The 9444-nt window shown below is 26.9% G+C and carries 12 protein-coding genes; 11 read left to right on the forward strand and 1 reads right to left on the reverse strand.

The features are described from left to right. Window positions 1-322 precede the first annotated feature (322 nt). On the forward strand, window positions 323-598 hold the full coding sequence (locus L1S46_RS23185; RefSeq protein ID WP_238901107.1) for a hypothetical protein: 276 nt from the start codon (window positions 323-325) through the stop codon (window positions 596-598). A gap of 109 nt (window positions 599-707) precedes the next feature. On the opposite strand, the gene L1S46_RS23190 is transcribed toward L1S46_RS23185, so the two are convergent. Then, window positions 708-851, reverse strand: coding sequence for a hypothetical protein (locus L1S46_RS23190; protein ID WP_017211888.1), 144 nt, complete (start codon window positions 849-851; stop codon window positions 708-710). Between the two features lie 663 nt (window positions 852-1514). On the opposite strand from L1S46_RS23190, the gene L1S46_RS23195 reads away from it, so the two are divergent. From L1S46_RS23195 to L1S46_RS23235, 10 genes are all read left to right on the forward strand, one after another. Beyond that, the gene (locus L1S46_RS23195; RefSeq protein ID WP_238901108.1) at window positions 1515-2105 is read left to right on the forward strand and encodes an FtsX-like permease family protein; all 591 of its coding nucleotides are present in this window, start codon (window positions 1515-1517) and stop codon (window positions 2103-2105) included. 174 nt (window positions 2106-2279) lie between these two features. Further along, on the forward strand, window positions 2280-2780 hold the full coding sequence (locus L1S46_RS23200) for a GNAT family N-acetyltransferase (RefSeq protein WP_238901109.1): 501 nt from the start codon (window positions 2280-2282) through the stop codon (window positions 2778-2780). A gap of 190 nt (window positions 2781-2970) precedes the next feature. Next, the gene (lepB, locus tag L1S46_RS23205; protein ID WP_017211890.1) at window positions 2971-3513 is read left to right on the forward strand and encodes a signal peptidase I; all 543 of its coding nucleotides are present in this window, start codon (window positions 2971-2973) and stop codon (window positions 3511-3513) included. Window positions 3514-3790: 277 nt separating this feature from the next. Then, window positions 3791-4312 (forward strand): GNAT family N-acetyltransferase, encoded by a 522-nt coding sequence (locus tag L1S46_RS23210; RefSeq protein WP_238901110.1) that lies wholly within the window; start codon window positions 3791-3793, stop codon window positions 4310-4312. A gap of 122 nt (window positions 4313-4434) precedes the next feature. Next, on the forward strand, window positions 4435-4974 hold the full coding sequence (locus L1S46_RS23215; protein ID WP_238901111.1) for a hypothetical protein: 540 nt from the start codon (window positions 4435-4437) through the stop codon (window positions 4972-4974). A gap of 141 nt (window positions 4975-5115) precedes the next feature. After that, window positions 5116-5763 (forward strand): cyclase family protein, encoded by a 648-nt coding sequence (locus L1S46_RS23220; RefSeq protein WP_238901113.1) that lies wholly within the window; start codon window positions 5116-5118, stop codon window positions 5761-5763. 26 nt (window positions 5764-5789) lie between these two features. Continuing rightward, window positions 5790-6143: a VOC family protein gene (locus L1S46_RS23225; protein ID WP_238901112.1), complete on the forward strand. Its 354-nt coding sequence runs from the start codon at window positions 5790-5792 to the stop codon at window positions 6141-6143. A 428-nt stretch (window positions 6144-6571) separates the two neighbouring features. Next, window positions 6572-6700: a hypothetical protein gene (locus L1S46_RS26440; protein ID WP_275297346.1), complete on the forward strand. Its 129-nt coding sequence runs from the start codon at window positions 6572-6574 to the stop codon at window positions 6698-6700. Window positions 6701-6753: 53 nt separating this feature from the next. Further along, complete coding sequence (locus tag L1S46_RS23230) at window positions 6754-8013, forward strand: ATP-binding protein (protein WP_238901114.1); 1260 nt, start codon at window positions 6754-6756, stop codon at window positions 8011-8013. A gap of 582 nt (window positions 8014-8595) precedes the next feature. Continuing rightward, on the forward strand, window positions 8596-9309 hold the full coding sequence (locus tag L1S46_RS23235) for a histidine phosphatase family protein (RefSeq protein WP_012060082.1): 714 nt from the start codon (window positions 8596-8598) through the stop codon (window positions 9307-9309). Window positions 9310-9444 lie beyond the last annotated feature (135 nt).

A 9444-nucleotide genomic window follows, 5' to 3' on the forward strand; every position in this document is an offset into this window, starting at 1 on the left:
AGTAAGTATAAAATTATTTGGAGGTGACTTATTATATTTTTTATCGAAAAAATAATAAGGAATAGGAGCTAATAACGCATAATTAAGCCCCTATTCCAATGAAACAAGTGACAACTACCATTTTGAGGAAATGGTCGGGGTGTAGTTATCAGATTGCACTATTATTATGTGAAAGAATGATGTAGATATTCTAATTATATTTTAGAATAATTTCACATTGCAGGAGATTATAGATGATTTAACATAGACTGTTTTAAAGGTGGACATTTTGGAAAGAATTAAAATTAATAGAATATGTTAAATCAAAGGAGATAATACAATTATGATGTGCAGTGGAGAGCTATTAGAAGAAAAAGTACAGAAATTTTGCAATAATAACAACAAGGATGAAGGACAAATATGGCAGGTTATAAATAATGTTTATACAAGGACGTATGGACGTAACATAATGTGGGAAAAGGAACAATATCAAAAAGAAAATAATTTGGAAGATATACCAATGGCTGAACAGTTTGCTAAATTAAATTTAGTTCATAGAGCAGTAGAAATATTGAAAGGGCTTCAAGATTGTATTAAAAATGGTTGGGAGTTAGAATAGAAGGCATACTTCAATTAATATAAATATTAAAGTTGAATGGAAAATTAAGATGAAAATCTAAAGCCTAAGTATGGCTTTAGATTATGATGGTTTTGGATAAGGCTTTCAGTTATTTGCTTTCAACCTTGAAATCTCTTAAGCAAGCGACAATATTTCCATTGCCTCGATGAAAATTTACACATTCGCAGCACTTACCATGTCTTTCGCAATTAATATTAGAGCATGTACAATTCTTTTCGTTACAACCAGCCATTATGAATTCCCCCTACAATCTAGATAAAATATTTTAATTCATTAACAATTATAAACTAATTTCTAGGAAATATATAGAAAATTGAAGATGATTACTGAAATTTTAATGATTAGAATTTGTATGTATAAGTTGTCTTTAACTTAAAAAAGCTTATTAATTAAAGTTGTATTGTTCATTTTGTAGGAAGCAAAATAATAAATGGATTAACATGTGATAATAGTATATTATTATTTAAGTCGAAAACTTAAAATAAAGTCATAAAACACCCGTGAAGGTAGATTAAATTGAAAATACTTAATCTACCTTTTTATTTATTTGATTTTAAGACAATGTTTATGAAGAATAATCATAAAATTACAATATATGTTATAATTAAAGGCATGAATAAATTGATACTAGATAAGGTGGAGTTATTATTCATGGGAATCTAGATGAAAAGGCAACAGATTACAATTTGAAAAATTGTCACTTGAATTTTTAGAAATAATTCTATTGGGCCTCTATAAATACCTATGTAATAAGTTTATATCTAATAGAAGGAGTAATAAGATATGAAGAAAATAATTTTGGTAATGATATGTATTGTTACAATGTTTACATTAACATCATGTTATATTGCAATCAATCATCAAAATTATATATGCAAATAAAAGGAGAAACAGTATGATGAATATTGATAAATTTAAATACTTTTCTTTAGATGCAGTAAAGAGTCTGAAACGAAATTCTACAACAACAATCTTTTCAGTAACTACTATATCTGCAACTTTCTTTATTAATGGATTATTTTTATTATTTTTGCTATCAATTGGCAGAAGCTTTGAAAGTATTTACACTAATAATCAGGCTATGAAAGAAATGATTATGATTCTAATATGTTTTAAATTTGCAATTTTTATTGTAATACCATTAGTTTCAGTACTTTTAATTGTAAATGCGATTAAAATGGTTCTATTCTCCAGAAGGAGTGAAATAAGTATAATGAAACTTATTGGAGCTACTAATTGGTTTATTAGATGGCCATTTATTATTGAAGGAGGAATTATAGGAATTGCAGGTGCTTTTGTAGGATATTTATCTCTGTTTTTCGTATATAGCTTTATTTATACTAAAGCAATGGAGTATGCACCAGAATTTAGTCTTGTACAACCTACCTTTATAACCAATATAATGCTTTTTCCATTTGGAGTATCTGGTATCTTAATAGGGGTTATAGGAAGTATAATAGCTTTAAGAAAATTCTTAAATGTATAGATTGGATACTTAAGGGATTAATTGTTTGAAGATTTACTATTATATAAATTGGAAAAATGATATGATGATTTGCAGATAAATTAGTGTTATTTCTAAGAAATCCCACTACTTAATAGGAAAGAAATTTGTATGCAATGTTTTAATAATTAAGTTAACTGAAAGAAGGAAATAAGTATGGAATTTATTATTCGAAAAATGACAGAAGAAGATTGGGATAGTGTTGCTGATATTTATATGGAAGGAATAAAAACTAAAAAGGCTACATTTCAAGCAGAACTTCCTAGGTATGAAGATTGGGACAAGGGACATTTAAGTATAGGTAGGTTTGTTGCTACTAATAGTGATAATAGAATTATTGGTTGGATAGCGCTAAGCCCAACAAGCAGTAGATGTGTGTATAAAGGTGTTGCAGAAGTCAGCATCTATATTAGTGAATCTTGTAGGAGGAATAATGTTGGATATGAACTTATGAATAGAGTAATAGAGGAAACTGAAAAAGAAAATATATGGACTCTGCAATCAGGAATATTTTCTATTAATGAAGCAAGTATTAAATTACATAAAAAATGTGGTTTTAGAGTTGTTGGGGTAAGAGAAAAAATTGGATGTGATGCTGATGGAATATGGCATGATACTATCCTTATGGAAAGACGAAGTAAAATAGTAGGTATATAGAAAAGATGACAGTGCTAAGAGTTAACAACTATTAATTATAAATGAGTCTATATTTTATTTATAGCGATGAATTAGAGAAGACAGTATTATTTAAGATAGACTTAAAATATCAATGAATAATACCATATTCTTGATATGTGATATAATAATTACAAGATAAAAAAAGGATGAACACAAAAGGAGAGAAGTAATGGACAGTGCAGTTAATCACAATTATAAGAATCAAGGTATAAAATTTTTTAAGGAATGGGTAATTCCAATAGCAGTAGCACTTATAATAGCTATGTTAATAAAAAATTTCTTGTTTTTTAACATATATGTTCCTAGTGAATCAATGGTACCTACTATAAACGTCAATGATAAGATGGTTGTTACAAAAATATATAATATGGGCAATATTAAAAGAGGAGACATTATTGTATTCTATTCTGATGAATTAAAGGAAACACTTATTAAAAGAGTTATTGGATTGCCAGGAGATCATATTGTAATACATGATGGTATTGTTAATATAAATGGAAATGATATTAAAGAAGATTATGTAAAAAACAATGAAAAATATAATAGAACATTTGATGTTCCAGAAGACAAGTTTTTCTTTTTAGGCGATAATAGACCTGATTCTCGTGACTCAAGAAGATGGAAAAACCCATATATAGATAAAAGCAATATAAAAGGTAAGGCTGTATTTAGATTTTATCCATTTAGTAAAATAGGTTCGTTATCACAATAAAAAATAAGAGTAAATAACATATTAAAAATCGCAGTATTCATAAATAATATATTCTATTTAAAGTAGCAGAGTTTGATTTTTCTATCTATATACTTTAATAGAGAATAGATTGTAAGTGAATGTGTGATTTTTTATTATTTAGATGTAAAATTCTAAAAATAATTTGGAGTTTATTAACAAATAAAATTGTTGTAGATGAGACTAAAATATAGAAATCTAATCTAAGTGTATATAGTAAATGATTAAAACTAATATAATAGAATAATTGGAGGAGAGAATGAACAGATTAAATTTAATTTTACCAACTTTAGAAGATAAGGAAAAACTCATGGATTATAAAAGAGAGTTTATTGAAAATAATGACAGCATGGATGGTACAGCTGGATTAGGTAGTGCTAAGACTTTTGAAGAATGGTATAGCGCATTTGGTGATAATTCAAAAGAAGAAACTGTAAGAGATAGCTTAGTTCCAGCAACTACATACATGGCTGTTTCTGTTAGCGATGGGCATTTAATTGGAATGATTGATATTAGACACCGATTAAATGACTATCTTTTAAACTTTGGTGGTCATATAGGCTATAGTGTTAGAAAATCAGAAAGACGACAAGGATATGCAACAGAGATGTTAGGACTAGCACTAAGGGAATGTGTAAAACTAGGAATTAAGAAAGTATTAATCACTTGCAACAAAAATAATATTGGCTCTGCAAAAACAATAGTAAATAATAATGGAATATTGGAAAATGAAGTGGATGAAGGAAATAGGATTACACAAAGGTATTGGGTTTATTTATAATATCTGTAGAATTTCAAATATTACTAATTCTTATATAGAATAGAATTCTTATAATAGCTAAATATAAATATCATTTAGTTTTATATAGTTAGTATAATTTCTATAAAAGGAGCGAATTAGTGATGAGGAAAAAAATAAACAGATTAGTAGTACTAATAGTAGTTATATTATTAGCAATGACGAATTTAGCATATGCACAGCCAATACCTAAGCAGAATATACAATATGGGCCTAAAATATCAGAATTAAAGAATAAACAAGATATTATAAAAAATTTTCAAGATATCAAAACTATACGAACCAATATAGCCACCATAAATATAAGAGAAAATTCAACAAATGAACAATTAATTGCAGTAAATACGAGTATAAGAAATTATATTAATGAATATCAACAAGTTATTCGTAATTTAGAAGAACATAAAAGAACTTATAGTGATTCAATTTCAGATGTATTTTTTTCGGATCAAATATCATTTATAGCCCAAAGTTTTGTTATAAGTTTAAGGCATCAGCAAAATTTGATAAGAGCACTTCAAGGTACTGAAGAAGAGTCAAAAAGGCTATTTTATTCAAGTTATTTAATACCAGTATATTATTATCTAACTTTAGGAGATCAAATGACAGCGTATATTGATAACTATTTTACATTACCAGATTAAACTTAAAGAAAATTATAAACAAATTTATAATTTTATATTCAAGGATCGCATCACTTAGAATGATATGCGATCTTTTTATATTATAATACTTATAGAATGAAAGATATTACATTAAAACATGTAAAGAAAGTGGGGATTAATATGAAAGTAATAGATTTAACACATACCATTTCAGAGAATATGCCGGTATATCCAGGAACAGAGAAACCTAAATTAGAAGTTGCAAGTACCTATGAGAAAGATGGCTTTAAGGAAACATTGCTAACTATGTTTTCTCATACAGGAACGCATATGGATTCTCCGGCACACTTATTCTCTCAAAGAACAACTTTGGATTCATTTAGTGCAGAACAGTTTGTTGGAAAAGGTATAGTAGTTGATTGTAGTAATTTAAAAGAAGGCCAAAAGATTACGATGAAGTATATTGAAGCTGTAAAAGAAAAAGCAGATATAGCACAGTATATTTTGTTTTATACAGGTTGGGATAAATACTGGGGGACAGACGCTTATTTTGGAAATTATCCATATATTACAGAAGAAGTAGCTGAATACTTAATAAAAAGTAAGAAGAAAGGGGTAGGGATAGATGTTATAGGAATTGATCCTATTAAAGATGAAAATTTAACTATTCATAAAAAGCTTTTTGCTGAAACAGACATAGTTGTAATAGAAAATCTGACATCTTTAGATAAAGTGGGAAATGACATTTTTACATTCTGTGCTCTTCCAATAAAATTTAAAGATTCAGATGGAGCGCCTGTTCGTGCTATTGCTATTCTAGAGGATTAATTATTTAAGCAGAAAAGAGGATTAAAATGAATTGTAGTATTAAATCGTTATACTTATGCGTTAAAGATATGAATAGGGCAATTGATTTTTATGAAAATTTATTTGAGCAAACTGTAACCGTTCGAGATGAGATGTATAGTGTGTTTGATATTAATGGTTTTCGTCTTGGCTTGTTTGCTTATGAAAAAGTTAATGAAAAACATGTTTTTGGAAATAGTTGCTTACCAAGCATAGAAGTTAATAGCTTTGATGTTCTTAAAAGCAAATTAGAAAAATTAGAAATTATATTTCCAATAAAACAGATTGGAGCTAATTGGGTTGCTGAATTTAGAGATAGTGAAGGTAATAGTATTGAAATAACAACTCCTATAACAAATTAAAAGATTGCAAATACAATGCAGTATATATAAAAATTATATTATTCAGAAATGAAAAGCGTGATTTTTAATCATAGATAAATATTTAAATAGCAGGCAAATATTTATAGAGAAGGCGGTTAGTAAATAGGGTGTTAAATGCAATTTGCCTCAATATGAATATATTTTGGAAAATGTAACAATGGTTTTGGTTAATATGACTATAAATGTTGAATAATTGCACAATAAATATTATAATGTAATTAATGGAATAATTAGGTTGATAAGGAAGTAGAGGGAATTTATTTGATAGTCTAACACAAGATAAAACTTGATAGATACACATTTCCAATTTTACATCTCTGATTTCTTAGATAGAATTATTTCTTTTCATATATCAATTTAATTATTCTAAATAAGTTAATTTAAATAATAATTAAGAGGTGGGTATTATGGGAATAAAAAAAATGATTGCAAATTTACTATTAAATCTTTCTAAATCTATGAATAAATCACCTATGGTATCATTTTGTTTCGCTGGTATTGAAGATATGCCAGAGTCAATGAAAAAGTTAAGATAATAAAACTTGTTTATATGATTATTTAACATTATAAAAGGAGATGTAAATTGGAAGTGCAATACATTGATGCATTAATTACTATTTTTCAAAGTATATTGTTTATTTATATAGTTAATTATTGCTTGGAAGAGGACAAAATAGTAAAAATAAAAGAATTGATATTAAGTGTTATACTTCTATCGGTAGATGGCTTTTATATAACATACTTACTCGGAAATTTATCAATATGTATATTTATAACACATGCTTTAGGAATATTAATTATATATTTTACTTTTAGAAAAAATGTGCTGAATCCAATAATAGCATACAGTTTAATATATTCAATAGTACTTATATGGGTGTCGACATTTGGTAACATACTATATGTAATGCTAGATGTTAATTCATTGGAAGATTATATAGCGAATATATACATTACACTTGTGTATCTCTCTCAGATACTCTTATTTATTTTATGCTTTTTATTTAAAAGCAAAATTAAGCAGATTTATAAGCTATTACTAGATGAAAGTAACTCTGTAAAATACATAATTATAATAAGTTTCTTTCCTGATTTTTTGATTTCTTTATATAATATTTCATACGATATTGAGCCGGTATTATCAAGAAATATTATAGTTATAGCTTTAATTGGATTTATAATATTTAATATAATAGATTTTAGAAAGATTAAAAAAGATTCGGATGAAATATATAAATTGAATGGAATTTTAACATCAAAAAATATTGAACTTAAAAATATAAAAGATAATTACAATCTAAATATTTTAAGTTTATATGAACTCTGTGATATGAATATGTATCAAGATGCGTCCAACTTATTGAAAAGAATTATAAATACATATCAAAACAGCGGAAATGTTTATGAAAAAGATGCTGAAGGCTCTTCACTTCTATCACTAGCTACTAAGCATGTTATAAGTGATGATATAAAAGTTATTGTATCCGATAATGCCAATTTTAGGTTAACAACAATGAAAGAGATGGATTTATATCGAATAATAATTAATATAGTCAACAATGCGGTAAAGGCTATGAAGAATAAGGGGACTATAATTGCTGAATCATACGAGGATTTAAATAATATAGTTATAAATATAGCAAATGACGGGGAAAAGATTCCCGATAAAATAATTAATAAAATTTTTGATTCTGGATTTACTACTAAAAATAATAATAACAAGAATCATGGCTATGGTTTAAGTATAGTAAGAGAATTAATTGAAAAGAATAATGGAAGAATTAAAGTTGAAAGCAATGAATATATGACTGAATTTACAATTGTATTGCCAATAAATGTGGACGCATAATTACATGTATATTTGGAAAAGTTAGTTCATAGAAACTTATGCTAAATTTTATATATTCTAAAAATTTAATTGATTAAAACCAAATTTAAAATGTAGTCATTAATACAACAAATAAAATGATTTAAGTAATTTAGAACCTATAGAATTTAGATAATAAAGGAATATCTTTTTAATAAAAACAGCTATTGGACTTTTCTGGTGTATCTGAAAGTGGAAATCCAATAGCTGCTTTTTTATTCTCTTTACGAATCGTAACCTTCTAAATCAGTCTTTTCCATGATTCATATCATCAAGGGGCAAAATGTTCACAGATTCTATCGGAATATAAATTCCTTAAGAATAAAAAAGGCAGCAACTTTCGTTGCCACCAAGTCCATTTTGCAAAATTAGTATAACTTAAGTCATCTATAGAAATCAAGGGGGAGCAGCTAAAATAATTTAGCATATTGAATTAAATAAATAGATTCAATATCATACTATAGCTCATAATTAAAGATTAGTTATGCCAGTATTTACAATTTATGATATAATTTATTTATATAAATTAGAAGAGGTAGATGATTTTGCAGTATGGGGGAAAAAATGAGTGATAAAAATAAGGGAAGAGTTACTTTATATTTGATGAGGCACGGGCAAACTATCTTAAATAAAGTAGGAAGGACTCAAGGATGGTGTGATGGAGTTCTAACTAAGGAAGGAATTGAAGTAGCCGTAAATACGGGATTAGGACTTAGTGATGTGAAGTTTAAAGCAGTTTACAGCAGTGATTTAGGAAGAGCAATAAAAACAGCTCAAATTGTCATAAAAGAGAATAAGGCAAGTGTGGACTTAGAACTAAAAGAATTTGAAGGCTTAAGAGAAGTATATTTTGGAAAATATGAAGGAGAGTTTGAGAAGATAAAGTTTAAGGCGATACTTGATTTCCTTAATGTAACTTCATTTGAAGAAATGGCAGAAAAATATGATTTTCAAAGGGCATATTGTGATTCATGTGCTGCATTAGATGAAACGCATGAGGCTGAAGATTATAATACAGCTTTAAAAAGATTTGTAACAACTATAAATAATATATGTATTGAAAATGAAGAAGATGGTGGAGGGAATATTCTAATAGTAGTTCATGGAGGAATGCTTAGAGTATTTATTGAACATTTAGATAAAAATTTCGACATAAGGAATATGGATAATTCAAGTATATCAAAAGTTGCATATGAAAACGGAAAATTTAAGGTTCAATCTGTAAATGATAGTAGTTATAGTGAAAAAGGTAAAGCTATGAGACAAATACCAAAATAGTGAGATGCTTAGTACTTATTTCGGCAAGCTATATGAATAAGTTCAGATCTTATTTTATTTGGTATCTATAGATATCCAATTCAAGAATTAAACTTATGAATAGTAATTTCTAGCATAAACTAATGATTTAACCAT

It is taken from the genome of Clostridium sp. YIM B02500, assembly GCF_022324665.1.
GTDB lineage: Bacteria > Bacillota > Clostridia > Clostridiales > Clostridiaceae > Clostridium > Clostridium beijerinckii.

Bases quoted from the DNA above. Each gene is read 5' to 3' on its own strand.
- L1S46_RS23185 (WP_238901107.1), top strand. From the start codon at position 323: ATGATGTGCAGTGGAGAGCTATTAGAAGAAAAAGTACAGAAATTTTGC.
- L1S46_RS23190 (WP_017211888.1), bottom strand. From the start codon at position 851: ATGGCTGGTTGTAACGAAAAGAATTGTACATGCTCTAATATTAATTGC.
- L1S46_RS23195 (WP_238901108.1), top strand. From the start codon at position 1,515: ATGATGAATATTGATAAATTTAAATACTTTTCTTTAGATGCAGTAAAG.
- L1S46_RS23200 (WP_238901109.1), top strand. From the start codon at position 2,280: ATGGAATTTATTATTCGAAAAATGACAGAAGAAGATTGGGATAGTGTT.
- lepB (WP_017211890.1), top strand. From the start codon at position 2,971: ATGGACAGTGCAGTTAATCACAATTATAAGAATCAAGGTATAAAATTT.
- L1S46_RS23210 (WP_238901110.1), top strand. From the start codon at position 3,791: ATGAACAGATTAAATTTAATTTTACCAACTTTAGAAGATAAGGAAAAA.
- L1S46_RS23215 (WP_238901111.1), top strand. From the start codon at position 4,435: ATGAGGAAAAAAATAAACAGATTAGTAGTACTAATAGTAGTTATATTA.
- L1S46_RS23220 (WP_238901113.1), top strand. From the start codon at position 5,116: ATGAAAGTAATAGATTTAACACATACCATTTCAGAGAATATGCCGGTA.
- L1S46_RS23225 (WP_238901112.1), top strand. From the start codon at position 5,790: ATGAATTGTAGTATTAAATCGTTATACTTATGCGTTAAAGATATGAAT.
- L1S46_RS26440 (WP_275297346.1), top strand. From the start codon at position 6,572: ATGGGAATAAAAAAAATGATTGCAAATTTACTATTAAATCTTTCTAAA.
- L1S46_RS23235 (WP_012060082.1), top strand. From the start codon at position 8,596: ATGAGTGATAAAAATAAGGGAAGAGTTACTTTATATTTGATGAGGCAC.